Origin of the sequence: Asanoa sp. WMMD1127 (assembly GCF_029626225.1) — a bacterium.
Taxonomy (GTDB): Bacteria; Actinomycetota; Actinomycetes; order Mycobacteriales; family Micromonosporaceae; genus Asanoa.
Map to the genome: position 1 here is coordinate 3,566,188 of NZ_JARUBP010000001.1, position 23,590 is coordinate 3,589,777.

The 23,590-nt window shown below is 72.8% G+C and carries 21 protein-coding genes; 14 read left to right on the forward strand and 7 right to left on the reverse strand.

Features of this window, described 5'->3' with window-relative positions; translation table 11 throughout:
• Positions 1-27 precede the first annotated feature (27 nt).
• The 4 genes from O7635_RS16975 to O7635_RS16990 all read right to left on the reverse strand — a co-directional run bounded on the left by O7635_RS16975 (position 28) and on the right by O7635_RS16990 (position 4,486).
• The gene (locus O7635_RS16975; RefSeq protein WP_278081400.1) at positions 28-726 is read right to left on the reverse strand and encodes a spherulation-specific family 4 protein; all 699 of its coding nucleotides are present in this window, start codon (positions 724-726) and stop codon (positions 28-30) included.
• A complete protein-coding gene (locus tag O7635_RS16980; protein WP_278081401.1) occupies positions 723-2,153 on the reverse strand; it encodes a hypothetical protein in 1,431 nt (476 codons plus the stop codon). Before O7635_RS16980 ends, O7635_RS16975 begins: the two co-directional genes overlap by 4 nt.
• The gene (gene pelF / locus O7635_RS16985; RefSeq protein ID WP_278081402.1) at positions 2,150-3,577 is read right to left on the reverse strand and encodes a GT4 family glycosyltransferase PelF; all 1,428 of its coding nucleotides are present in this window, start codon (positions 3,575-3,577) and stop codon (positions 2,150-2,152) included. The genes O7635_RS16980 and pelF overlap by 4 nt, the downstream gene beginning before the upstream one ends.
• Before the next feature lie 105 nt (positions 3,578-3,682).
• A complete protein-coding gene (locus O7635_RS16990) occupies positions 3,683-4,486 on the reverse strand; it encodes a CAP domain-containing protein (protein ID WP_278081403.1) in 804 nt (267 codons plus the stop codon).
• 266 nt (positions 4,487-4,752) lie between these two features.
• Here O7635_RS16990 and O7635_RS16995 point away from each other — a divergent pair, with 266 nt between their 5' ends.
• The 5 genes from O7635_RS16995 (at position 4,753) to O7635_RS17015 (ending at position 10,068) form a co-directional block, all read left to right on the forward strand.
• Positions 4,753-4,947, forward strand: a complete 195-nt coding sequence (locus O7635_RS16995; RefSeq protein ID WP_089254960.1) for a hypothetical protein — start codon at positions 4,753-4,755, stop codon at positions 4,945-4,947.
• A gap of 218 nt (positions 4,948-5,165) precedes the next feature.
• Positions 5,166-8,744: a chromosome segregation protein SMC gene (smc, locus tag O7635_RS17000; protein ID WP_278081404.1), complete on the forward strand. Its 3,579-nt coding sequence runs from the start codon at positions 5,166-5,168 to the stop codon at positions 8,742-8,744.
• Complete coding sequence (locus tag O7635_RS17005; RefSeq protein WP_278085502.1) at positions 8,741-9,361, forward strand: HAD-IA family hydrolase; 621 nt, start codon at positions 8,741-8,743, stop codon at positions 9,359-9,361. Before smc ends, O7635_RS17005 begins: the two co-directional genes overlap by 4 nt.
• 87 nt (positions 9,362-9,448) lie before the next feature.
• Positions 9,449-9,727 (forward strand): hypothetical protein, encoded by a 279-nt coding sequence (locus O7635_RS17010; RefSeq protein WP_278081405.1) that lies wholly within the window; start codon positions 9,449-9,451, stop codon positions 9,725-9,727.
• A complete protein-coding gene (locus O7635_RS17015) occupies positions 9,724-10,068 on the forward strand; it encodes a type II toxin-antitoxin system PemK/MazF family toxin (RefSeq protein ID WP_278081406.1) in 345 nt (114 codons plus the stop codon). Before O7635_RS17010 ends, O7635_RS17015 begins: the two co-directional genes overlap by 4 nt.
• 13 nt (positions 10,069-10,081) lie before the next feature.
• Here the strand turns inward: O7635_RS17015 and O7635_RS17020 are convergent, their stop codons facing one another.
• Together O7635_RS17020 and O7635_RS17025 are read right to left on the reverse strand one after the other, a co-directional pair.
• Entirely contained in the window at positions 10,082-10,597 is a 516-nt protein-coding gene (locus O7635_RS17020; RefSeq protein ID WP_278081407.1) for a DinB family protein, read from the reverse strand.
• Between the two features lie 7 nt (positions 10,598-10,604).
• Positions 10,605-12,389, reverse strand: a complete 1,785-nt coding sequence (locus tag O7635_RS17025; RefSeq protein WP_278081408.1) for an alkaline phosphatase D family protein — start codon at positions 12,387-12,389, stop codon at positions 10,605-10,607.
• Between the two features lie 136 nt (positions 12,390-12,525).
• Here O7635_RS17025 and ftsY point away from each other — a divergent pair, with 136 nt between their 5' ends.
• From ftsY to O7635_RS17070, 9 genes are all read left to right on the forward strand, one after another.
• Positions 12,526-13,671 carry a signal recognition particle-docking protein FtsY gene (gene ftsY, locus O7635_RS17030; protein WP_278081409.1) on the forward strand — a complete coding sequence of 382 codons (1,146 nt, stop codon included), beginning with the start codon at positions 12,526-12,528 and terminating at the stop codon, positions 13,669-13,671.
• A gap of 6 nt (positions 13,672-13,677) precedes the next feature.
• Entirely contained in the window at positions 13,678-14,508 is an 831-nt protein-coding gene (locus O7635_RS17035) for an aminoglycoside phosphotransferase family protein (RefSeq protein WP_278081410.1), read from the forward strand.
• A gap of 158 nt (positions 14,509-14,666) precedes the next feature.
• A complete protein-coding gene (locus O7635_RS17040; protein ID WP_278081411.1) occupies positions 14,667-16,049 on the forward strand; it encodes an ammonium transporter in 1,383 nt (460 codons plus the stop codon).
• Between the two features lie 26 nt (positions 16,050-16,075).
• Positions 16,076-16,414, forward strand: coding sequence for a P-II family nitrogen regulator (locus tag O7635_RS17045; RefSeq protein WP_278081412.1), 339 nt, complete (start codon positions 16,076-16,078; stop codon positions 16,412-16,414).
• Positions 16,415-16,424: 10 nt separating this feature from the next.
• A complete protein-coding gene (locus O7635_RS17050) occupies positions 16,425-18,665 on the forward strand; it encodes a [protein-PII] uridylyltransferase (RefSeq protein WP_278081413.1) in 2,241 nt (746 codons plus the stop codon).
• An 85-nt stretch (positions 18,666-18,750) separates the two neighbouring features.
• A complete protein-coding gene (locus tag O7635_RS17055; protein WP_278081414.1) occupies positions 18,751-19,641 on the forward strand; it encodes an ABC transporter ATP-binding protein in 891 nt (296 codons plus the stop codon).
• Positions 19,631-20,452, forward strand: coding sequence for an ABC transporter permease subunit (locus O7635_RS17060; RefSeq protein ID WP_278081415.1), 822 nt, complete (start codon positions 19,631-19,633; stop codon positions 20,450-20,452). The genes O7635_RS17055 and O7635_RS17060 overlap by 11 nt, the downstream gene beginning before the upstream one ends.
• Positions 20,453-20,467: 15 nt before the next feature.
• A complete protein-coding gene (locus tag O7635_RS17065) occupies positions 20,468-21,643 on the forward strand; it encodes a sensor histidine kinase (RefSeq protein WP_278081416.1) in 1,176 nt (391 codons plus the stop codon).
• Between the two features lie 291 nt (positions 21,644-21,934).
• Positions 21,935-22,600 carry a response regulator transcription factor gene (locus tag O7635_RS17070; RefSeq protein ID WP_278081417.1) on the forward strand — a complete coding sequence of 222 codons (666 nt, stop codon included), beginning with the start codon at positions 21,935-21,937 and terminating at the stop codon, positions 22,598-22,600.
• On the opposite strand, the gene O7635_RS17075 is transcribed toward O7635_RS17070, so the two are convergent.
• Positions 22,576-23,559, reverse strand: a complete 984-nt coding sequence (locus O7635_RS17075) for a hypothetical protein (protein ID WP_278081418.1) — start codon at positions 23,557-23,559, stop codon at positions 22,576-22,578. The genes O7635_RS17070 and O7635_RS17075 overlap by 25 nt on opposite strands.
• Positions 23,560-23,590 lie beyond the last annotated feature (31 nt).

Here is a 23,590-nt window from a genome sequence, read left to right on the forward strand (position 1 = left end):
CGGCCCCGGAGCCACAAAGGGGCCGGCTCAACCAGGCACGACCGCCAGCGGCCGGGGCGCGTCCGACGGCAGGCCCTGCCACGGGTTCGGCATCCAGCGGTCGGTGACCAGGCCGAAGCCGGCGCCGCGCCAGGCCATCACGCGCCGGGCGTGCTCGAGCTGCCACGGCGGCACGCTGTGGATCAGGTGGCCGTCGCCGGGGCGCGAGCCCTCGCCCGTCCACTCCTGGTAGTCGTCCCACGCGCCCTCGAACACGCAGATCGGCACGCCGAGGTCGCGGAAGACGGGGTCGGTGGGCGCGCCGGGGTTCAGCACCCCCGCGAACAGGCCGGCTCGCCGCGCCACCCGCACCGCCAGCGCCACCTTGCCGACCCCCTCGGCCTCGGTCGGGCACTGGTCGAGGAACACACCGGACATCGGGTACGCCGTCCAACCCTCGACGTCCGCGACGATGTCTGCGATGGGTCGGGCGGCGTGCCCCAGATCGACATAGCCGAGCATCGGCACGCCGGCCTCCGCGAGCCGCGCCGTCACCGCGGCGTAGGCCTCGTCGGGCCCGTCGAGCCCCGGCCCGTCGTGCACGTTGACGACCACCGTGGCGCCCGCGAGCGCCTCCGCGTCCCACGCCTGCGGATCCTCGAGCGGGTGCACATAGAGCGGCACCAGCCTGGTCGGCGCCGGACCGGCGGTGGAGGCGCCGGGCACCCGGCGCGGCAGCTCGATCATCGGTAGCTCCCGGGTTGGAAGACGGTGTGTGCGGTGGCGGCGAGGCCGAGCACCGACGTCGCGGCCAGGCCGGCCACCGTCGCGGGCAACATCACCGGGATCAACGAGTCGACGCCGCCCCCCGGCACGGCCACGAGCCAACCGGCGACCGGCACCGCCGCGAACGCCACCGGCGCCAGCGCGAGCAGCGCCGCCAGCAGCAGCCGGCCGCGGGTGGCGAGCAGCAGCGTGGCGGCCCAGGCGCCGGCCAGCAGCACGCCGGCGGCGACGGCCAGGACGAGCGCACGGGCGTCGGGGATGCGGGACAGCTCGTACGGCAGCCGGAACGCGCCCACCACCAGCGCCGCTCCGATCGCCACCGGTGGCGCCAGCGCGGCGAGCGTCACCGCACCGACCGCGCGCAGGTGCCTGCGGAACATGGCGACGTCGTCGTAGAGGTCGAGACCGGTCGCGGCGCTCGCGGCGTGCCAGCCGACGAACAGCTCGATCAGCGGCACGGCGAGCAGCAGCGGCACTGTCGCCGGTGGCACGCCACCACCCGGCGCCAGTCGCCAGACGAGGATGAAGGCGCCCGCCTGACCGGCCCCGATCAGCAGGTACGCGAGCACGGCCGGCAGCGGAACCCGGGCCGGCGCCGGGTCCGCCGAACGCCGCAACGCCGGCGCCAGCCCGCGCAGGGCCGCGACCCCGACGGCCGCGCCGAGCACCCACGCCGTCGCGTCCCGGAGCACGCCGACCAGCAGCGCCGCGCTCACCAGCCAGGCCGGCAGCGACCAGCGCAGCACCGCGCCGACCCGGTCGGACACCAGCGCGGCCGCGACACCGGCGAAGGCGAGGAGCTCGACACCACAGACGGCGTACGCCGCCGGCCGCGACCCCACGAACCAGGCCGGCGCGAGGGCGACCACCGCCGCGCCGAGCGCCAGCCCGAGCAGCAACCCACTCGCGATCAACCGGAGCGCCGGGCCGGTGGCGGCGCGGGCGTACCCGGCCGCCGCCAGCGCCTGCCCGCCCGACCAGCCGAGCACCAGCGTCACCGCCAGCATCGGCCAGCCGACCCGGTCGAGGGCATCGCCGGCGGCGACGGCGGCCAGCGCCGGGGTCAGGAACAGGGCGGCCCGGGCGAGCGCCGCCCGGGCGAACGGCGCGAGGCCGGGACGGACCACGACCCCGGGCCGGCCGCGCTGGGCCCAGAGCTGGGCCAGCACCGCCTCGCCGAGCGCGAACACGGTCGGCACCCCGTACCGCAGCTGGGCCTGCTTGTCGCTGATCCCGGCCGCCTCGATGGCCGCGACCAGCTCGTCGACGTCGACGACCACGACGCTGCCGGACGCGAACCGCGCGGCCAGGTCCGCGATCGACCGCGGTGGCGGCCCGCCGACGGGCCGCGAAGGGCCAACTCCAGGACCAACCGTCGGCGCGCTCATGCCGCCGCCCGCACGTCTGCATAGAGCGCCCGGTAGGCCGCGAGCATCCGGTCCACGGTGAAGTGCTCCAGGGCGCGGGACCGGCCGTGCGCGCCCAGCGCCCGCCGCCGCTCCCGGTCGCCGAGCAGGTCCAGGCAGGCGCGGCCGAGCGCGACCGGATCACCCGGCGGCACGATCACGCCGGCGCTGCCGACCACCTCGGGCACCCCGCCGACGTCGGTGCTCACCGTCGGCCGGCCACACATCATGGCCTCGATCACGGTGTACGGCAGCCCCTCCGAGATGCTGGACAGCGCGACCACGTGCCCGTCGGCGTACGCCTGCCGGCTGCTCGTCACCGGCCCCGACAGGTCGACGGCCGCCCGCAGGCCCAGCCGTTCGATGAGGGCGAGGCAGCTGGCCGCGTACTCCCGGCCGGTCTCCGGCACCGGGCCCGCCAGTCGCAGCCGAGCGAGCGGTTCGGCGTCGCGGACCGTGCGCATCGCCCGGATCAGCGTGTGGAGGTCCTTGAGCGGGTCGATGCGGCCGACCCAGGTGACCGTCGGCACGGTGGGCTCGGTGGCCAGCGGCGGGTAGCGCAGCGGCTCGACCCCGTTGGGCACCACGACGACCTTGGCCGGATGGGCGCCGTGCCGCAGCTCCCAGCGCTGGTTGAACCGGCTGACCGCGGCGACCAGCGCGGCCTCCGCATAGCCGAGCCGGGCCAGCGCGCGATAGAAGCGCAACAGGACGGTCTTGACCGCGACGGGCAGCTGACCGCCGTACTCCAGATAGCGTTCCCGCAGGTAGACGCCGTGCTCGGTGAGCAGGAACGGCGTGCCGGCCCGCCATTTCGCGGCGAGCGCGACCAGCACCGGCAGGCCGGCCGCGGCCGGATGGCAGAGATCCACCTTCGGCGTCGCGTACGCCAGCGGGCGCACCGCGTGCTCGAGCAGCACCGCGGCGGCCCGGGCGTCGCGCAGCGAGAGGCGGGGGAGCGGCGGCCGGCCGGCCGACGGCCCGGCGGACGCCTGCCACGCGTCGAGCAGCACCTCGGCGAGCTCCGCGCCGAACAGCGGGTGGGCGCCGTCGCCGGACAGCTCGGTGAGCCGGCGCAGTCCGTCGGCGAACATGCCGGCGCTGTGCGGCCCGTCGCCGAGCAGCCCGCGGCAGAGCAGCACGGCCGCGGCGGAGGCGGCGCGCCGGCGCCGGTGCCGCGCGATCCGGCCGGAGGCGGTGACCGGGCGGTCCCACACCGGGTACGTGTCGACGGCGGTGACCGAGGGCGGCACCGGGTAGGCGGGTTCGCGCGCTCCACCGTGGCCGGTGAGCGCGACGACGTGGAACTCGTGTCCGGCGAGTCCGTTGAGGATCTGGTGGCACCAGGTGCCGACGCCTCCGGGCGCGTACGGGTAGGTGCCTTCGTTGATCAGTGCGACGCGCACGACGGGACTCCGTGCGCCGCGGCGGCGGCGGTCTGGGTCATGCAGAAGGCAACGACCCACCGGCGCGCCGACGGCCGCCCTGTCGACTAGGCGACAGCTATGTCACTACCGCACGGAACCGAACAGCTGCGTCCAGTACGGGCTGCCGTCCGACGCCTTCGCGAGCCCGATGCCGATCGCCTTCGCGTCGCAGTTGAGGATGTTGGCGCGGTGGCCGGGGCTGTTCATCCAGCCGTCCATCACCGACGCGGCGTCGCGGTAGCCCATGGCCACGTTCTCGCCGATCGCGTTGTCGTAGCCCTGCGCCCGCGCCCGGTCCCACGGCGTGCTGCCGTTGCTGCCGTCGTGCGACATCTTGTTGTGCTCGGCCTGGTCCTGGCTGTGCAGCTGGGCGGCCTTGGTGAGCTTGGCGTTGACCGTCACCGCGCCGCAGCCGTTGCTCGCCCGCTGCTTGTTGACCTCGGTGAGCACCTTGGCCTGCTCGGTGCCGCCCGCGCCGCTGGTCGAGACCGTCGTACCGCTGTCGGTCGTCCGCTTCCGGGTCGGCGACGCGGTGGTCTTCTTCGGCGCGGGGGTGGTCCTGCGCGCCGTCGGCTTCGGTGACGGCGACGGTGGCGCGGTCGTGGGGGCGGCCGTCGGCGACGGCTCGGACAGCGTCTCGTCTCCGTAGGCGCTGTCCGGGCCGTCCTCGATGCCGCCGGAGTCGGCGTCGAGAGCACCCTCGCCCGGGCCGGCGATGGCGCCTTGGGTCGAACTGTGGGAGGTGCCGACAAAGCTCGAGGGCAACAGTGCCGCCCCGGCGCCCAGGCCACCTAGAATGATCATGACCACGAACGCCAGGCCGAGGGGGCCGAACGTACGCCGCGGGTCGCGGTGCTTACCCGCACCGAGGTGCTCGGTGTCCTGCACCCGGTCCCTCCTAACGCGACCCATTCGGGTCGAACCTGTTGCATCAAGCCGTCGGGGACGCTATACGCGACCTGCTGAATCGGGCAATCTGCCTAAGGAATTCCTAAGGCTTTCTTGTTGCGCTTGACGAACGCGGGCCGCAGGCGGAACATGGAGGTGTCGCCAGTCGCGCCCGATCGTGCCCACTTGTGCCCGTGGGCAGACGTCGCGAGGCATTGGGCGCGCGTTGGCCGGCCATTTCCGGCTGCGCATTACAAGGAGACGATATGGCGAAGGCCCTCTACGGCCACGTGGGTTCCGCGCCGGACCGGCGCCTGCTCGACGAGGTCACCCGATTGCGTGCCCGGGTTCAGGCACTGGAGTTCGAGATCACCCGGTTGCGGGCCGAGAACGACCGGCTCGCGGCGGCGGCGGCCGAAGCAGATGGTCTGCTCCGGCTTCCGGAACCCGCTCTGACCTGATCTCGGGCACCGCACAACCCGCACGCACCACCAGAAGCGCGCCGCCACGTATGTGTCGGCGCGCAGCTTTTTGCCCTCTCGGCGTGTCGCCCGCATCACCCCAGGTGGGCCCCCATACTGCCGGGAAGCCCCCCGGGCTGGTCCGGACCGGCGGGATACGCTTCAGCTGGACACCCACGTAGCCCCGACGGCGGGCCGTCGGACGAGGATTCGATTAGGTGCATCTCAAGAGCTTGACCGTGAAGGGCTTCAAGTCCTTCGCCTCCGCGACCACGTTGCGGCTGGAGCCGGGCATCACCTGCGTCGTGGGGCCCAACGGCTCCGGCAAGTCCAACGTGGTCGACGCCATCTCGTGGGTGCTCGGCGAGCAGGGCGCCAAGGCCCTGCGCGGCGGCAAGATGGAAGACGTGATCTTCGCCGGCACCGCCGGCCGGGCGCCGCTGGGCCGCGCCGAGGTCACCCTGACGATCGACAACGGCGACGGCGCGCTGCCGATCGACTACACCGAGGTGTCGATCACCCGCCGGATGTTCCGCTCCGGCGAGAGCGAATACGAGATCAACGGCAACTCCTGCCGCCTGCTCGACATCCAGGAGCTGCTCAGCGACTCCGGCATCGGCCGCGAGATGCACGTGATCGTCGGCCAGGGCCAGCTCGACGCCGTCCTGCACGCCAAGCCGGAGGACCGCCGGGCGTTCATCGAGGAGGCGGCCGGCGTACTCAAGCACCGCAAGCGCAAGGAAAAGGCGCTGCGGAAGCTCGACGCGATGCAGACCAACCTCAACCGGCTGACCGACCTCACCGCCGAGCTGCGCCGCCAGCTCAAGCCGCTGGGCAAGCAGGCCGAGGTGGCCCGGCGCGCGGCCGGCATCCAGGCCGACCTGCGCGACGCCCGGCTGCGGCTGCTCGCCGACGACCTGCACACGCTGCGGACGACGCTCGACAAGGAGATCGCCGACGAGGCGGCCCTGCGGGAGCGGCGCGAATACGTCGAGGACGAGCACGAGCAGGTGCAGCGCCGCCTGGCCCAGCTGGAAGCCGCGCTGGCCGAGGACGCGCCGCTGCTCGCCGCCGCCCAGGACGCCTGGTACAAGCTCTCCGCGCTGCAGGAGCGGTTCCGCTCCACCGAGCAGCTGGCCAGCGAGCGGCTGCGCCACCTGAGCGCCACCCCCGACGACGAGCGCCCCGGCCGCGACCCGGACGAGCTGGCCGCCGAGTCGGAGCGGGTGCGGGCCCAGGAGGACAAGCTCCGCGCGGCGCTCAAGGACGACCAGACCCACCTCGCCGAGGCCGTCGAGTCCCGGCAGGCGCTGGAACGCCAGCTCGCCGCGGCCGAGCAGGCGCTGCGGGCCGCCGCCAAGGCCATCGCCGACCGCCGCGAGGGCCTGGCCAAGCTGACCGGCCAGGTCAACGCCGCCCGCGCGCGGGCCGGCAGCGGTGGCGAGGAGATCGAGCGGCTGGCCGCCGCCCACGCCGACGCCCAGGCCCGGTCGCAGCGGGCCCAGGCCGAGGTCGAGGCCGTGGCCGCCGAGTCGTCGGAGGCCGACCTGGCCGACGCCGACCTGGACGCCCGCCACGACGAGGCGGTCGCCGCGCACGAGGCGGCCGCGGCCGAGGTGCGCGAGCTGACCAACCGGGAACGGGTCGCCGAGAAGGACGCGGCGACCTGGAAGGCCCGCGAGGAGGCGCTCTCGCTCGGCCTGCGCCGCAAGGACGGCGCCGGCGCGCTGCTCGGCCGGGCCGACCAGGTGCCCGGCCTGCTCGGCAGCCTCGCCGGCATGCTCACCGTCGAGCCCGGCCACGAGGCCGCGCTGGCCGCCGCGCTCGGCGCGCTGGCCGACGCGGTCGCGGTCGCCGGCGTCGACGAGGCCGCCGAGGCCATGCGCTACCTCAAGATCCAGGATGCCGGCCGCGCGGCGCTGCTGGTCGGCACGCCCGCCGGCCCCGGCATGATCGGCTCGCCCGACGCGCTGCGTCCGGCGCTGCCCGACGGCGCGCGCTGGGCGCCCGACGTGGTCCGCTGCGACGACCGGATCCGGCCCGCGGTGCACTGGGCGCTGCGCGACGTGATCCTCACCGACGGCCTCGAGTCGGCCACCCGGGCCGTGGCGGCCAACCCGCAACTGCGGGCGGTCACGCCGGACGGCGACGTGGTCGGCGCCTATGCGGCCGCGGGCGGGTCGGCCAAGGCGCAGAGCTTCATCGAGCTGCAGGCCGCGGTCGACGAGGCGGCGGCCAACCGGTCGCGGGCCGAGGAACAGATCGACGAGCTGCGTACGCGACTGGCCACCGCCCGGGCCGCGGTCGCCACCCGCAAGGAGGCCGTGCAGGTCACCGAGCGGGAGAAGCGGGCGGCCGAGGGGCAGCGCAACGCCGCCGCCCGCCGGCTGGCCGAGCTCGGCGCCGCCGCCCGCTCCGCCGCGGCCGAGACCGAGCGGCTGGGCGCCTCCCGGGCCCGCGCCGAGGAGGCCCGCGAGCGCGACCTGACCACGCTGGCCGAGCTGGAGACCCGGCTCGAGCTGGCCGAGACGACCCCGATCGACGAGGAGCCGTCGACCGAGGAGCGCGACCAGTTGGCCGCGATGGTCCCCCAGGCCCGGCAGAACGAGATGGAGGTGCGGCTCGCGGTCCGCACTGCCGAGGAACGGGTGTCGTCGATCGCCGGCCGGGCCGAGTCGCTGGCCCGCCAGGCCGCCGCCGAGCGGGCCGCCCGCGAGCGCGCCGCCGCCCGCCGGGCCGCCCGGGTGCGCGGCGCCGGCATCGCCCGCGCGGTCGAGATCGGGGCCCGTGAGGCGCTGGCGCGGGTCGCGGTGTCGCTGGCCGCGGCCGAGGAGACCCGCGACGCCGTCGCGGCCGCCCGGTCCGCCCGAGAAGCCGAGTTCCAGGAGGTACGCGCGGCGGCGAAGCGGCTCTCGGCCGACCTGGAGCGGCTGACCAGCGAGGTCCACCGCGACGAGGTGGCCCGGGCCGAGCAGCGGATGCGGATCGAGCAGCTGGAGATCAAGGCCGCGGAGGACTTCTCCCTCGACGTCGAGACGCTGGTCGCCGAGTACGGGCCGGCGCAGCCCGTACCCCCGACGCAGGTGGCTCTTGCCGCCGCGTCCGCCGCCGGCGAGCCGGAGCCCGAGGCGCTGCCCTATGACCGGCCGACCCAGGAGAAGCGGGCCGCCAAGGCCGACCGGGAGCTGGCTCTGCTGGGCAAGGTCAACCCGTTGGCGCTGGAGGAGTTCGCGGCCCTGGAGGAGCGCTTCAAGTTCCTCTCGGACCAGCTCGAGGACCTCAAGAACACCCGCCGTGACCTGCTGACCGTGGTCAAGGACGTCGACGACCGGATCCTCGAGGTGTTCACCAGCGCCTACCACGACACGGCGCGGGAGTTCGAGAAGGTCTTCACGGTGCTGTTCCCGGGCGGCGAGGGCCGGCTGGTGCTCACCGACCCCGAGGACATGCTGACCACCGGCGTCGAGGTCGAGGCGCGGCCGCCGGGCAAGAAGATCAAGCGGCTGTCGCTGCTGTCGGGTGGCGAGCGCTCGCTGACCGCGGTGGCCATGCTGGTCGCGATCTTCCGGGCCCGGCCGAGCCCGTTCTACATCATGGACGAGGTGGAGGCGGCGCTCGACGACGTCAACCTCGGCCGCTTGATCACGCTGATGGCCCAGCTCCGCGAGAAGAGCCAGCTGATCATCATCACCCACCAGAAGCGCACGATGGAGGTCGCCGACGCCCTCTACGGCGTCACCATGCGTAACGGCGTCACCGAAGTGATCAGCCAGCGCCTGGCCAGCGAGGAGGACTGATGCGGCCGAAGGCCACCGCGCTGCTGGTCGACCTGGACGGCACCTTGCGGCGCTGGGACCCGGACGTGATCCACGGCATCGAGGCGGCACACGACCTCAAACCCGGATCGCTGTACGCGGCCGCGATGGACTGGTCCCGCCTCATGCCGGCGATCATCGGCGAGATCACCCACGACGAGTGGGCCGACGTGATCGCCGCGGACCTGACCGAGCAGACCGGCGACCCGGACCGGGCCCGGGCGGCGGTCAAGGAGTGGGAGAACTACCGCGGCACGGTCGAGCCGGGCCTGCTGCAGCTGGTCCGCGACGCCCGCGCGGCCGGCATCCGGGTCGGCCTGGCCACCAACGCCACCGACCTGCTGCCGACCGATCTGCGGACGCTGGGGCTGGCCGACGAGTTCGACGTGGTGATCAACTCGTCGGAGCTGCGGATCCCGAAGCCGGCGCCGGAGTATTTCGGCGCCGCCTGCCTGGCCCTGCACACCGCGCCGAGCCATGTGCTCTTCGTCGACGACAGCGACCGGTTCGTGCGCGGCGCCCGCGCGGCGGGCCTGGCTGCCCACCGGTGGACGGGCCCGTCCGACCTTCCCTACCTGCGCGCCGCCCTCGATTTGTAGCTCGACTCGCTGATTCCCTCGAAGTTGGCACACTCCCGTCCTTCAATGGGCATGCGGTGCGGCATGTAGCCCTCTATGCTTGTCGATATGGGCAAGACGACGATCAGTGTCGAATCCGGCGTTCGCGATCGACTAGCGGCGTGGGCCGCTCGGCATGGTCGTTCTATGGGGGAGGAGATTGAGGTGTTGTTGGAGATCGCTGAAGAACACGAGTTCTGGGAGAAGGTGTCGGCTGGCTATGCCAACGGCTATGCCGGCGGGAACGACGATGAGTATCCGGAGTACGCCCATCTAGGCCCGGTCGGTCCGATCCCGCCGCCGCCGGAGATGGTCGACGACATTCCGTTGACCGTGCATGACCGGTGAGGGCGGGCGCAATCTACATCGCTGACCTCGGCCAGGCGCGGGTCCGTGGTGCCGAGCAGGGTGGCGTCCGACCGGTTCTGGTCGTGCACGGCCACGACTACGAGCGCATTCCGAATCTCGCGCTGGTTTGTCCATTTACGACCACTCACCGCGGCGTCCCCAACCACGTCAGCGTGGCTCCGAACGCCGACAACGGCCTGGTCGCCCGCTCATTCGTCATGACCGAGCAGGTCCGGGCGATCGACACGCGATTTATTCGCCAGCACGTCGGCAGCCTCGCGCCGAGCGTACTAGCCGAGGTGCTCACCATTCTCACCGGGCGACTACTCGCCCGACGCTGAACGCGCGCGTCAGTCAGTCGCCGGTGGTGCCGTCGAGGGCTTCGCGGAGCAGGTCGGCGTGGCCGTTGTGGCGGGCGTACTCCTCGATCATGTGGGTGTAGACCCAGCGCACGTTGATCGTGCGGTGGTGGGTCGTGTCGAAGGTGTGGTCGAGCGACAGGTCCGCCGCCAGGGCGTCGGCCTTGGCGCACTCGTCGCGGAACGTCGCGAAGTCCGCCTCGGCCGACGCCGCCGTGCCGTCGTCGAAGTCGCCGTCCGGGTTGTCGTCGGTGTAGAAGAGGCTCTCGTAGGCAACGCCGGCCGCGCGGTGGAACCAGCTGCGTTCGACCGCGGCCATGTGCCGGACCAGCCCGAGCAGGCTCAGCGTCGACGGCGCCACCGGCTGCGCGCACAGCTGCTCGCCGGTCAGGCCGGCGCACTTCCAGAGCAGCGTGTCGCGGTGCCAGTCGAGCCAGCCTTGCAGCATGGTGCGCTCGTCGGCGACGTAGGGCTCGGAGCGGCGTTCGATATCAGGGGCAACCCAGGTCATCGGGGCATCATGCCGGTTCTCGCGCGGCCACGCCGCTCGATTCCGCGGCGGCGGCCGGGCGTGGGGGCGGCGCCGGGTCCGTCAGCGGCAACGACGCCACCCGGGTGAGCACGCCGTCGTCGCGCGTGCCCTCGATCGTCACCGCGGCCGTCACGCCCGACAACGACAGCGTGCTGACCGCGTTGCCGAAGTACGGGCCGGCCAGCTTGCGCCACCGGACCGACGGCTTGCGTACCCGCGCGGTCTTGGCCAACGCCCGCACCAGCGCCGATGGGCCACGCCACCAGCCGAGCGTCATCACCGGCTTCATCACCGCCGGCACGGCGTTGTGGATCGGCGAGCAGGTCAGCTGGTGCACCGGCGTGGTCACCGCCGGGTCGGCGAACCGGACCCGGGCCACATAGGAATGGTGCACGTCGCCGGAGAGCACGCTGATCGACGCCGGCGCGGGATAGGCCGGGCCGGCACCGACCCGCTCGCCGCCGCCGGTCGCGCGCGCCCCCGTGCCCAACCGCGCGAACAGCGACGCCAGGTCCTCGAACGACCGCTGGAACGCCGCCCAGTGCTCGAGGTCGACCGCCCGCCGCATCGTCTCCGCGGCGCGGCCGACCACCGTGTGCGGCGACGCCGCCAGCCGCTCGTTCCACGCCTCCAGGTGGTGGATGCCGTGCGGCAGCAGCCACGGCAGCGACGAGCCGACCACCAGGTGGTCGTAGTCGCCGTGGGCCTGGTCGAGGAACCACTGCCACTCACCGGGCGGCAGCATGGCCCGGCTGTCGGGGTCGAGCACGCGGCTGCACCGGTTGTCGAGCACGACCAGCCGGGTCCGGCCGAGGTCGACCCGGTAGGACCACTGGTACTGCGTGGCCCGCCAGCGGTCGGTGTCGTGCGCCGCGTCGGCCTCGAGGTCGACCCGCTCGCCGAACTCGCGCAGCACCTCGGTCGCGTCGCCGGCGTCGACCACCTTCGGGTAGAGCGCGTCGGTCGCCAGCTCGTCCGGGTGCAGGTTGCCCAGGTGCTGGTAGACCCAGTAGGAGGCCAGCCCGCTGCGGATCCGCTCGGCCCACCAGGGCTGCTCGCGGGCCGCGGTCCGCCACGCCGCCGACGAGTTCCAGTCGTCGATGATCTCGTGGTCATCGAAGATCATCACGCTGGGTACGGTCGACAGCAGCCAGCGGATCTCCGGATCGCGCCAGGACTCCAGGTAAAGCTGCGTGTATTCGTGGAACGTGACGACCTGGTGCGGCGGGGCGTCCGTCAGCTTCGCCTTGCGGCGCTTGCGCTGCTTGCGCAGGAACCGGCGCACCTCGCGTGAGGTCATGTCCGCATAGACCTGGTCGCCGAGCAGCACCATCAGGTCCGGCCGGACGCCCTCGTCGGACATCAGCCGGCGGGCGAACGCGTCCAGCGCGTCCGGTGGCAGTTTGTGACCCGTCGAGCGCGGTGTCGCCTCCCGGCACGATCCGAAGATCAGCTTGACGGGCTGGCCGCGGTCGTCACCCATGCGGGTGCGGATCACGCTGGGTGGATAGTCGGAGTCCGGCTCGGGCCAGACCTTCTCGTCGTCGACGAACACCTCGTACGGGGTGACCGCGTCCGCCGGCAGCCCTTCCACGACGACCAGCGCGTAGTGGTGGTCGAAGGCGGTGAACGTACGGGCGCTACCTTCGGCTCCTCCTTCGGCACGCACCGTGACAACGGCCGGCGCGGCCGTCTCGACCCAGATGGTGGCCCGGGTGTCGACGACCCGGCGAAGCACCGGACCGATCAGCAGACGTGTGCCGGCGGACATACGTTTTCAACCTCCAGTCACGGCGGGGGAACCGCGACCATCCTTTCTACCCGGGGGCCTGTGCGCCATAGCCTGACGCGCGACACCTCACACCCACCGCCGCGTGCGCCCGCGCGGGGCATGTCAGGATTTCGGTATGGAATACGTGATCCTCGGAATCGTCCTGGCCGGTGTGCTGCTGCTCGCCGGGCTCGGCCTGCTCGTGCCCCGGATTCGCCGGCGGCCCCTGCCGCCGACCCTGCCGCGCCCGACGGGAACGCCCGAGGAGGCCGCCGAGGAAGAGGGCGGCGTCGGCATCCTCGCGCCGGAGAGACCGACCGAGGCCCCGGAAGCGCCCCCGGCCCCGACGATCGAGACCCCGGCGCCGACCGCCGGCCGGCTGATCCGCCTGCGCGGCCGCCTCTCCCGCTCGCAGAGCGTGTTCGGCAAGAGCCTGCTCGCGGTGCTCTCCCGTGACCGGCTCGACGAGGACGCCTGGGAGGAGATCGAGGACAGCCTGATCGGCGCCGACGTCGGCGTCGAGGCCACCCGTGAGATCGTCGACCGCCTCCGGGAGCGCACCCGGGTGCTCGGCACCCGCACCCCGGTCGAACTGCGCGCCCTGCTGGCCGCCGAGCTGACCGAGGCGCTCGACCCCACCCTGGACCGGTCGCTCAAGGTCACCGGCAAGCCCTCGGTGCTGTTGGTGGTCGGCGTCAACGGCTCCGGCAAGACCACGACCTGCGGCAAGATCGCCCGAGTGCTGATCGCCGACGGCCGCACCGTGCTGCTCGGCGCCGCCGACACGTTCCGCGCCGCCGCCTCCGAGCAGCTGGCCACCTGGGCCGGCCGGGTGGGCGCCGAGGTGGTCCGCGGGCCCGAGGGCGCCGACCCCGCCAGCGTCGCCTTCGACGCGGTCAAGAAGGGCATCGACACCGGCGTCGACACGGTGCTGGTCGACACCGCCGGCCGCCTGCAGAACAAGATCGGCCTGATGGACGAGCTCGGCAAGGTCAAGCGGGTCGTCGAGAAGCAGGGCCCGGTCGACGAGACCCTGCTCGTGCTCGACGCCACCACCGGCCAGAACGGGCTCGAGCAGGCCCGGGTCTTCACCGAGGTGGTCGACGTGACCGGCGTGGTGCTGACCAAGCTCGACGGCACCGCCAAGGGCGGCATCGTCATCGCCGTGCAGCGCAAGCTGGGCATCCCGGTCAAGCTGGTCGGCCTCGGGGAGGGTCCGGACGACCTCGCGCCGTTCGAGCCGGCGGCCTTCGTCGACGCGCTTGTTGGCACGGACGCGTAATCTCGGGTGACCTACCAGCCGCAGGCCTCCGGACTCGGGAGACCGTACGTGACGCAGCAGGAAGTTCCCTTGCGTGGGGGGAACGTCAGCACCGTGGTCCGTGTCGGTGACACGGTCCGGCGCAATGCCGGGCCGTGGACGCCGTCGGTGCACGCGCTGTTGCGCCATCTGGAATATGTCGGCTTCACCGGCTCACCCCGGGTGCTCGGCATGGACGAGCGCAACCGCGAGGTGCTCTCCTACCTCGAGGGCGAGTGCGGCGAATATCCGCTGGCGCCGCACTGGGTCACCGACGAGGCGCTGGTCACGGTCGCGACGATGCTGCGGATGTTCCACGACGCGCAGTACGGGTTCCAGCCGGCCCCGGGCGCGGTCTGGCGCTCGTTCGGGCCGCCCCCGCCGGACACCGAGGTGATCTGTCACCACGACGCTGCTCCGCACAACGTGATCTGGCGGCCCGACGGCACCCTCGCGCTGATCGACTTCGACCTGGCCTCACCCGGCGCGCGGATCTACGACGTCGCGTACGCCGCCTGGACCTGGGTCCCGCTCTTCTCCGACCGGGACTCCTACACGCTCGGCTGGAAGCGGCCCAACCGGCCCCAGCGGCTGCGGATGTTCGCCGACGCCTACGGCCTGATCCCGCGCGACCGGCACCGCCTGGTGCGCACGATCCGCAAGCGCATCGTCGACCACGTCGAGGGGATCCGCCGGATGGCGGCCGCGGGCGACCCGGCGTTCGTCCGGATCGTGCACAAGGGTCACCTTCGCCGCCCGATGCGCGATCTCCGCCTGCTCGACTACGAACGCCACACCTTGGAGTACGCGCTGCGCTGAGGCCGGCTTTCTTCACACGTACGAAACAACCTGTCACGCCGCGGTAACCGACACGCGACCTTGCGCGAAACAGCGGCCCGGGAGGCTTCCTCGCGAACCGGCTGTCGGGCGACGCTGCTCTGCCTGCCGGAGGGAGGAACCTACCGAGAGGAGGCAGCGTGGAGATCGACACCGGGAACACCGCCTGGCTACTTCTGTCGTCCGCGCTCGTGCTGCTCATGACACCGGGTCTGGCGCTGTTCTACGGCGGCCTGAACCGGTCCAAGGGCGTACTCAACATGATGATGATGAGCTTCAGCTCCATCGGGCTCGTCTCCGTTCTTTGGGTCATTTACGGCTTCACCCTGGCTTTCGGCTCCAACGGCAACTCCGGGGTCAACAACGTCCTCGGCAGCTTCACGCAATACCTCGGCACCGAGACGAACTTCCTCGGTGACATCTGGGGCACGACCGGCATTCCGGTGTACGTGTTCCTCGTGTTCCAGATGATGTTCGCGGTCATCACGGTCGCGCTGATCAGCGGCGCGGCGTCCGACCGGATGAAGTTCTCCGGCTGGCTGCTGTTCGCGTTCGGCTGGTTCACCCTGGTCTACGTCCCGGTCGCCCACTGGGTCTGGGGCGGGGGCTTCATCGGCGCCAAGATCAAGGCATTGGACTTCGCCGGCGGTACGGCGGTCCACATCAACGCCGGTGCCGCTGCGCTCGGCCTCGTGCTGATCCTCGGCAAGCGGATCGGCTGGCCCAAGGAGAGCACCAAGCCGCACAACGTGCCGCTGGTCGCGCTCGGCGCCGGCCTGCTCTGGTTCGGCTGGTTCGGCTTCAACGCCGGCTCCGAGCTCACCGTCGACGGGACCACGGCCGTCGCGTTCCTCAACACCCAGGTCGCCACCGCGGCCGGCGTACTCGGCTGGATCATCGTGGAGTGGATCAAGGGCGGCAAGCCGACCCTGGTCGGCGCCTCGTCCGGCGCGATCGCCGGTCTCGTCGCGATCACCCCGGCGTGTGGCTTCGTCGCCCCGATCCCGGCCGTGATCATCGGCGCGATCGCGGGCGCGGTCTGCGCCCTGGCCGTCAGCCTGAAGTACCGGTTCGGCTTCGACGACTCGCTCGACGTGGTCGGCGTGCACTTCGTCGGTGGCTGGATCGGCTCGCTGGCGATCGGCTTCTTCGCCACCACGCAGGTGAACTCGGCGATCACCGACGTGCTCGGCGCGAGCGAGGGCCTCTTCTACGGCGGCGGCGCGACCCAGCTCGGCCGGCAGTTCCTCGGCAGCGCGGTGGTCACGGTCTACTCGCTGGTGCTCGCGATGGGCATCGCCTGGGTGGTCAAGAAGGTCGTCGGCCTGCGCACCACGCCCGAGGCCGAGGTCGAGGGCATCGACGTGGCGGAGCACGCCGAATCGGCGTACGACCTGTCGCCCGCCGGTGGCGCCGGCAGCGCGAGCGCGTTCCAGCTCGCGGGCATCGGGACGGGGGCTGCGGCGAAGCCGAACAGCGACGTACCCGACGAGAAACCGGTCAGCGAGAAGGTCTCCGGCTAAGTTTTCTAGCGATGGAGGGGTTGGACATGAAGCTGGTGACCGCGGTCATCAAGCCCTACCAGCTGGACGCGGTCAAGGAGGCCCTGCACGCCCTCGGCGTGGCCGGGCTGACCGTCAGCGAGGTGCAGGGCTACGGCCGTCAGAAGGGGCACACCGAGGTCTACCGGGGTGCCGAATACACGGTGGAGTTCCTGCCGAAGATCCGGGTCGAGGTGCTGACCGACGAGATCGACGTCGACAAGGTGGTCGACGCGGTCGTCACGGCGGCGCGGACCGGCAAGATCGGCGACGGCAAGGTCTGGGTGACGTCGGTCGACGACGTCGTCCGGGTCCGCACCGGCGAGCGCGGCCTCGACGCGCTCTGATCGCACGACGATGACCAGGGGATCGACGCGGGCTGCGGCCGGCGCCGGTCCCCTGGCCGTTCCGGGGATCGGGGCGGCGGCCCGCTCGCAGCGCTCCGCCGCGTTCGACGATTGGCTGCGCGGCCTGTTTACCTCTTCCGTCTCCGGCGTCGCGCTGGTTGCGGTCGGCGGGCTCGGGCGGCGGGAGTGTGCTCCGTACGCCGATCTGGATCTCGTGCTGCTGCACGCGGGCGTGCCGGGGATGGACGACCTCGCCGCCTCGCTCTGGTACCCGATCTGGGACGCCCGGCTCGGGCTCGACCACTCGGTGCGCACGGTGCCGGAGGCGCTGTCGGTGGCGCACGACGACGTGAAGGTGGCGCTCGGTCTGCTGGACGCGCGGCACATCGCCGGTGATCCCGCGCTGTCCGCGTCGCTGGCCGAGGCCGCGGCCGACCAGTGGCGGCGCACGGCGATCCGCCAGCTGCCGGCCCTGCGGTCCGTGACGACGGCCCGCTGGGAGGCGCACGGCGAGTTGGCGTTCCTGCTCGAGGGCGATCTCAAGGAGGCGGCCGGCGGGCTGCGGGACGTCGGGGTGCTGCGCGGGATCGCCCGCTCCGGCGTCACCGACGCGCTCCGGCCGGCGGTGCGGGCCGCGCACCTGCGGCTGCTGGACACCCGGGACGCGCTGCACGTCACGGTTGGGCGGCGGGTCGACCGGCTGGTCGCGCAGGAGCGTGCGGCGGTGGCGGGGCTGCTCGGGCTCGACGACGGTGACGCGCTGCTACGGCGGGTGGCCAGCGACGCGCGTACGGTCGCCAACGCCCTCGACGACGCCTGGCGGGCCGCCGACCGGGTCAGGGTGATCCGCCGGCGTGGCGCGGACGGCAAGCCGGTGCGCAGCCCGGTCGCCCGGGACGTGGTGTCGCAGGACGGCGAGCTCGTGCTGGCCCGCACCGCCATCGGGGCGCGGCCCGACCCGTCGCTGTCGCTGCGGGTCGCCGCCGCGGCCGCGACCACCCGGCTGCCGATCTCGCGGGCGACGTGTGAGTGGCTCGCCGCCTACTGCCCGCCGTTGCCGTCGCCCTGGCCCGCCTCGGCGCGGGCCGCGCTGATCACCTTGCTGGGCGCCGGCCCCGGGCTGGTGCCGGCGTGGGAGACCTGCGACCGCTACGGGCTCGTGGACGGGTGGTTGCCCGAGTGGGCCCGGATGCGCAGCCTGCCGCAGCACAACCCGGTGCACCGCTACACGCTCGACCGGCACCTGGTGCAGGCGGCGGCCGAGGCGACCGCGTTCACGCGCGAGGTCGACCGGCCCGACCTGCTGCTGCTGGCCGCGTTTCTGCACGACGTGGGCAAGGGGCTGCCGGGTGACCACAGCGCCGTCGGCGCGCCGGTCGCGGCCGCCGTCGCCGCCCGGATCGGGCTGCCGCCGCCCGATGTCGCGCTGATCTCGAAGCTGGTGTCGCTGCACCTGCTGCTGCCCGAGGTGGCGACGCGGCGCGACCTGTCCGATCCGAAGACGATCGCCGGAGTCGCGGCCGCGGTCGGCGACGCGACGTGCCTGGACCTGTTGCACGGGCTCGCCCGCGCGGACGCGCTCGCGACGGGGCCGGCCGCCTGGTCCGACTGGAAGGGGCGGCTGGTCGCCGAACTGGTCCGGCGCACGCACACCGCGCTGGACACCGGCGTGCTGCCGGCACTGCCGACACCCGATCCGGCGCTGGTGGCCGGGCCGCTGCCGGCCGTGCATCTCGACGGTGACCGGGTCGCGGTCGCGGCCGCTGACCGGCGCGGGCTGCTCGCGGCGGTGGCCGGTTGCCTGGCGCTGCACCGGCTCGACGTGCTCGGCGCGGACGTGTCCACCGTGGAGGGACGCGCGCTGGTCGAGTTCCTGACCCAGCCGCGGTTCGGCGCCGCGCCCGATCCGATCGCGCTCGCCAACGACCTGCGCCGGGCGGTGGCCGGCGACGTGTCGGTGACCCAGCGGCTGCGTGGGCGGGGCGGCCGGTCCGCTGGTTCGGGGGCGCCGCCACGGGTGGTGTGGCACCGGGACGCGGCGACCGACGCGGTGGTGCTGGAGTTGCGGGCGGCGGACTCGCCGGCGCTGCTCTACCGGGTGGCCAGCGCGCTCGACGAGGCCGGGGCCTCGGTGCGGGCGGCCCGCATCTCGACGCTCGGCGGCGACGTGGTGGACGCCTTCTATCTGGTCGGCATCGGGGCGGGGGAGCGAGCGGTGGAAGCGGCGGTGCTCGCCGCGGCGCAGTCCTGACGCTGGTCTCTACGTCGCCGGGCGTACGCCGGGTGCCGCTTTCGCGCGGATTCGGTTGTGCGCCGGGCCGGGCAGCGTATGTCGCATGGAACCGGTGGTGTGCGAAAAGCTCTCGAAACGGTACGGCGAGGTGGTCGCCGTCCAAGATCTTGATCTCTCGGTGCGCGCGGGCGAGGTCTACGGCTTCCTGGGGCCCAACGGCGCGGGCAAGACGACCACGCTCCGGATGATGCTCGGGCTGATCCGGCCCAGCGGCGGGCGGGTCCTGCTGCACGGGCGGCCGCCGGGCGACCTGTCCGGCGTCGGCGCGCTGATCGAGGGGCCGGCGTTCTATCCCTACCTGAGCGGGCGGGACAACCTGCGGGTGCTGGCGCGCTACGCCGGGGTCGACGACCGGCGCATCGACGTGGTGCTCGACCTGGTCGACCTGGCCGGGCGGGCCAAGCACAAGTACGCGACGTACTCGCTGGGCATGAAGCAGCGGCTCGGCGTGGCGGCGGCGCTGCTCAAGGACCCGCAGCTGCTGATCCTCGACGAGCCGACCAACGGGCTCGACCCGGCCGGCATGGCCGACATGCGCGCGCTGATCCGCCGACTCGGGGCGGCCGGATCGACCGTGCTGATCTCCAGCCACCTGCTGGGCGAGGTCGAGCAGATCTGCGACCGGGTCGGCATCATCGCCGGCGGACGGTTGGTCACCGAGAACACCGTCGCCGAGCTGCGTTCCGAGGCCGGTCTGCGGATCCAGGCCGCGCCGGTCGACTCCGCGGTGTCGTGGCTGCGACTGGTGCTGGGGTCCGCGGCGGTGTCGGTGGTGGACGGTGGGTTGGACGTGACCGTCGACCCGGCGCGGGCGGGCGAGATCAACGAGTCGCTGGTCAAGGCCGGCGTCGTCGTCAGCGAGCTGCGGCCGCGGTCGCGGGATCTGGAGCAGGTGTTCCTCGAGCTCACCGGAGGCGAGAGCAATGGTCGGTAGTTTTCGGGCCGAGGCGGTCAAGCTGACCAAGCGGCCGGCGACGTGGCTGCTGCTGGGCATCGCGCTGCTGTTGGGGGCGCTCTTCGCGTACGTCATTCCGTATCTCGGCGCCACCTCCGGCACGACCGGCGCCACCGCGGACCGGGGTCTCGCCGCGACGCTGCCGGCCTCGATCGTCGGCAACACGTTGGGCGGCTACCCGGTGTTCCTCGGCGCCCTGCTGGTCGTGCTCGGGGTCCTGTTCGTGGGCGGCGAGTACGGCTGGGGTTCGTGGAAGACGGTGCTGACCCAGGGGCCGTCGCGCGGGTCGGTGCTGGCGGGCAAGCTGTCGGTGCTGGCACTGGCGGCGCTGGGCTTCGTACTGGCGATCTTCCTCATGGGCACGGTGGCGAGCGTGCTGATCGCCGCGGCCGAGAACGCGTCGATGGCCTTCCCGTCGGCCGTGGACATCCTGCGCGGCATCGGGGCGGGCTGGTTGATCGCGACAATGTGGACGATGTTCGGCGCGGTGCTCGGCATCCTGCTGCGCGGCGTCGCGTTGGCGGTCGGGCTCGGCCTCGTCTGGATGCTGGTCGTGCAGAACCTGATCTCCGAGCTGGCGGCGCCGTTGCTGCCGTGGGTCGACTCGGCGCAACGGGGCCTGCCCGGGCCCGGGGCGGGCTCGCTGGTGGCGGCGTTGGGCGCGCCGGTCGCCTCGCCGGGCGTGTCGACGGTGCTGGGCGGCGGCTCGGGCGCGCTGGTGGTCGCTGCGTACCTGGTCGGTTTCGTCGCCGTCGGCGCGGTGGTCCTGCGCCGCCGTGACATTCTCTGACATGTGGAGGCCGTGATGAGCTCGTCGACCCGCCGGGGCGCGCTGCGACGCTGGTTGGTGGACGGGCTCGTCACGGGGTTTCTGCTGCTGATCGGTGGTTTCGGGTCGCATTTCGCCCAGGAGAACCAGCAGGCCACCGGCACCCTGCGGACGCCGCTGGACGCGCTGGCGTACGGGCTGATCTTCGGGGCGGCGGCCGCGACCATCCTGCGACGGCGGTGGCCGGTCAGCGTGCTGACGGTGGTCGCCGGCATGACGGCGGCCTACCTGATCCTTGGCTACCCCTACGGCCCGATCATGATCTCGCTGGCCGTGGTGATCTACACGGTGGCGGAGCGGCTGCCACTGCGCCGGGCGGCCTGGGTGGGCGGGGCGGCCTTCGTACTCCTCGCGTTGCACGCTTTCGTTCCCTTCACCGACCCGACCAACACGAAGTTCGGCGGCCTGCTCCCGGCCGCGGCGTTCGTGGCGGTGCCGTTCGCGATCGGGGTGACGGTCAAGGTGAGCCGCGAGGCGGTGGCGCGCTCGCGTGCCGACGAGGCGCGCCGCATCGCCGACGACGAACGGTTGCGAGTGGCGCAGGAGGTGCACGACGTGGTCGGCCACGGGTTGGCCGCGATTAACATGCAGGCCGAGATCGCGCTGCACCTGCTGCCCCGCAAGCCCGAGGAGGCGGAGGCGGCCCTGACCCGGATCAGCCGCAGCAGCAAGGCGGCGCTGGACGAGCTGCGGGTGACCCTGTCGGTGCTACGCCAACGCGGCGACCGCGCGCCGGCGCCGGGCTTGGCGCAGGTGCCGGCGCTGCGCGACCGCCTGGCGGAGTCGGGGTTGCCGGTGACGCTGTCGGTGATGGGCGACGTGGGGGAGCTACCGCTGGCCGTCGATCTGGCGGCCTATCGGGTGGTCCAGGAGTCGCTGACGAACGTGCTGCGGCACGCGGGCGCCGCGACCGCGGCCGTGGTTATCACCCATCTGCCGGACTGGGTCGTGGTCGAGGTGACCGACACCGGGCGAGGCGGAGTGGTGCCGCCGGGGGCGCCGGGGCATGGCCTGGAGGGGATGCGCGAGCGCGTGACCGCTCTCGGCGGCACCTTGGCCGCGGGCCCGTTGTCTGGAGGCCGCGGCTGGCGTGTCCGCGCCGAACTACCCGTCACGCCTGACGCCGACAGCGACCCAGACAGCGGCTGGTGATCGCCGCGAAGCGGCGTCGGCCGCGGCGACTCGGGCGGTCGAAGCGGTGTGCGGCGGAGCCTCCCCTCGCCGGTCTTTCCGCGAGCGCGGGCGGGGAATTGGCTGACGTTTCGAGCCGCGGACGCGAGCAAGGGCGGCGGATCGGACGCGGTCGAACGCACCCCTTCCCCGGACGCGTTCGCGTCCCAAGGCGGCCGGGATCCGAGTGCGGACGCGTCCGGGCCGCGCGTGCTCGGGGTCGGGGGTCGTGGCGGGCAGTGGTGGGTGAGGGTGATGGGGCATGGTGGTGGTGTGGCTGACGAGATCGGTGTGTTGATCGCGGACGATCAGGATCTGGTGCGGATCGGGTTGCGGTCGTTGGTGGAGGCCGAGGACGGCATGCGGGTCGTGGGTGAGGCGGCCGACGGGATCGAGGTTGTCGCGCGGGCCGCGGCGACGGCGCCGGACATCGTGTTGATGGACGTGCGGATGCCCGGCATCGACGGCATCGAGGCGACCCGGCGGATCGTGGCCGATCCGGCGTTGGAGCGCACCCGGGTGATCGTGCTGACGACGTTCGAGCTCGACGAATATGTCTTCGACGCCCTCCGGCACGGCGCCAGTGGCTTCCTGACCAAGGACACGAAGCCGGCCGAGCTGTTGCGGGCGATCCGGCTCGTCGCCGACGGCGAGGCGTTGTTGTCGCCGTCGGTGACGCGGCGGGTCGTGCGGGAGTTCTCCTCTCGGCCGTCGCGCACGCTCAAGCCGCACCCGCAGCTGGGCACGTTGACCGACCGCGAGCGCGAGATCGTCGGCCTCGTCGGCGAGGGTCTGTCCAACGAGGAGATCGCCGCCCGGCTGGTGGTGTCGCCCGCGACGGCGCGCACGCACGTCAGCCGCGCGATGATCAAGCTGGGCGCCCGCGACCGGGCGCAGCTGGTGGTCTTCGCCTATCAGTCCGGGCTCGTGGCGCTCTGACCCGCGGCCCAGCCGAGCACGCGGGTCGCGCGTAGCGTGTTCCAGCGGCTCGGTTGCCCGTCGCCCGCTTCCAGCGAGAAGTAGACGAGCCCCGGATGGGTGTTTTCCAGCGGCCACGTGCCGTCGGGCTGCTGCTTGTCGCGCACGAGGTCGAGCGCCTCGCCGATGCGCGCGTCGGGCGCCTGGCCGGTGGCCCGGAAGTAGTCGAGCGCCCGCAGGACGTCGTAGTGCCACCGGAACGGGAACGAGAAGCCCAGCCACGCGTCGTCGACCACGGCGCCGGTGCTTTTGCGCCGGAAGAGCCCGCGCTCGAGCAGGTATTCCTCGCCGCGCCGGCGGGCCTCGGCGACGTCGAGCGTCCCGCCGGCCTGCTGGTAGGTGAGCAGCCCGTCGAGCACGTTGATCGTGCTGGCGAACGAGGAGACCTTGGAGCCGTTCTCCCGCTCGCAGTTCCAGCCGCCGTCGTCGTATTGCTCGCGCAGCAGCCGGTCGACGATGCCGTCGACGTCCTGCCCGAAGTAGGCGCCGATCCGCACGGTGCGCCCGTTGATGCAGGCCTCGACCTCGCCCTCGAAGAACGGCTGGGCGTCGTGCTCCCACTTGACGGTGTCACGCACCGCCGCGATCGCCTTCTGGACGCGCTCGTCACGCGGGTCGACCCCGAACTCGACCAGCACGTCGAGCGTGGGCAGCGTGGAGACCCACGGTTGACCGTCTTCACCGTCGGGCGGCGCCTCGTGATCGGGCCCGGTGTGCCGGTAGCCGCGGCCCGGAAAACACGCGCCCCCCGCCCAGCCGCCCTCGGGATCCTGGAGCGCCAACAGGCGCGCACCCCACCCCTCGCGCGCGACGCGGGCCCGCTCAGCAGTCACGACGTCGGCCGGCGCACCGGCCAGATCCCGCAACACCTGCCAGCGCACCGCCGGGTCGGAGTCGAGCAACCAATCCATGACCGTCATGCCGCGAGGCTAACCGAGCCCACCGACAACT

Excerpts from the sequence above, each read along its gene's own strand:
- O7635_RS17055 (WP_278081414.1), top strand. The coding sequence starts at position 18,751 with ATGGAACCGGTGGTGTGCGAAAAGCTCTCGAAACGGTACGGCGAGGTG.
- O7635_RS17020 (WP_278081407.1), bottom strand. The coding sequence starts at position 10,597 with ATGACCTGGGTTGCCCCTGATATCGAACGCCGCTCCGAGCCCTACGTC.
- O7635_RS17025 (WP_278081408.1), bottom strand. The coding sequence starts at position 12,389 with ATGTCCGCCGGCACACGTCTGCTGATCGGTCCGGTGCTTCGCCGGGTC.
- ftsY (WP_278081409.1), top strand. The coding sequence starts at position 12,526 with ATGGAATACGTGATCCTCGGAATCGTCCTGGCCGGTGTGCTGCTGCTC.
- O7635_RS17060 (WP_278081415.1), top strand. The coding sequence starts at position 19,631 with ATGGTCGGTAGTTTTCGGGCCGAGGCGGTCAAGCTGACCAAGCGGCCG.
- O7635_RS16975 (WP_278081400.1), bottom strand. The coding sequence starts at position 726 with ATGATCGAGCTGCCGCGCCGGGTGCCCGGCGCCTCCACCGCCGGTCCG.
- O7635_RS17075 (WP_278081418.1), bottom strand. The coding sequence starts at position 23,559 with ATGACGGTCATGGATTGGTTGCTCGACTCCGACCCGGCGGTGCGCTGG.
- O7635_RS17010 (WP_278081405.1), top strand. The coding sequence starts at position 9,449 with ATGGGCAAGACGACGATCAGTGTCGAATCCGGCGTTCGCGATCGACTA.
- O7635_RS16980 (WP_278081401.1), bottom strand. The coding sequence starts at position 2,153 with ATGAGCGCGCCGACGGTTGGTCCTGGAGTTGGCCCTTCGCGGCCCGTC.
- O7635_RS17065 (WP_278081416.1), top strand. The coding sequence starts at position 20,468 with ATGAGCTCGTCGACCCGCCGGGGCGCGCTGCGACGCTGGTTGGTGGAC.
- O7635_RS17050 (WP_278081413.1), top strand. The coding sequence starts at position 16,425 with ATGACCAGGGGATCGACGCGGGCTGCGGCCGGCGCCGGTCCCCTGGCC.
- O7635_RS16995 (WP_089254960.1), top strand. The coding sequence starts at position 4,753 with ATGGCGAAGGCCCTCTACGGCCACGTGGGTTCCGCGCCGGACCGGCGC.
- O7635_RS17045 (WP_278081412.1), top strand. The coding sequence starts at position 16,076 with ATGAAGCTGGTGACCGCGGTCATCAAGCCCTACCAGCTGGACGCGGTC.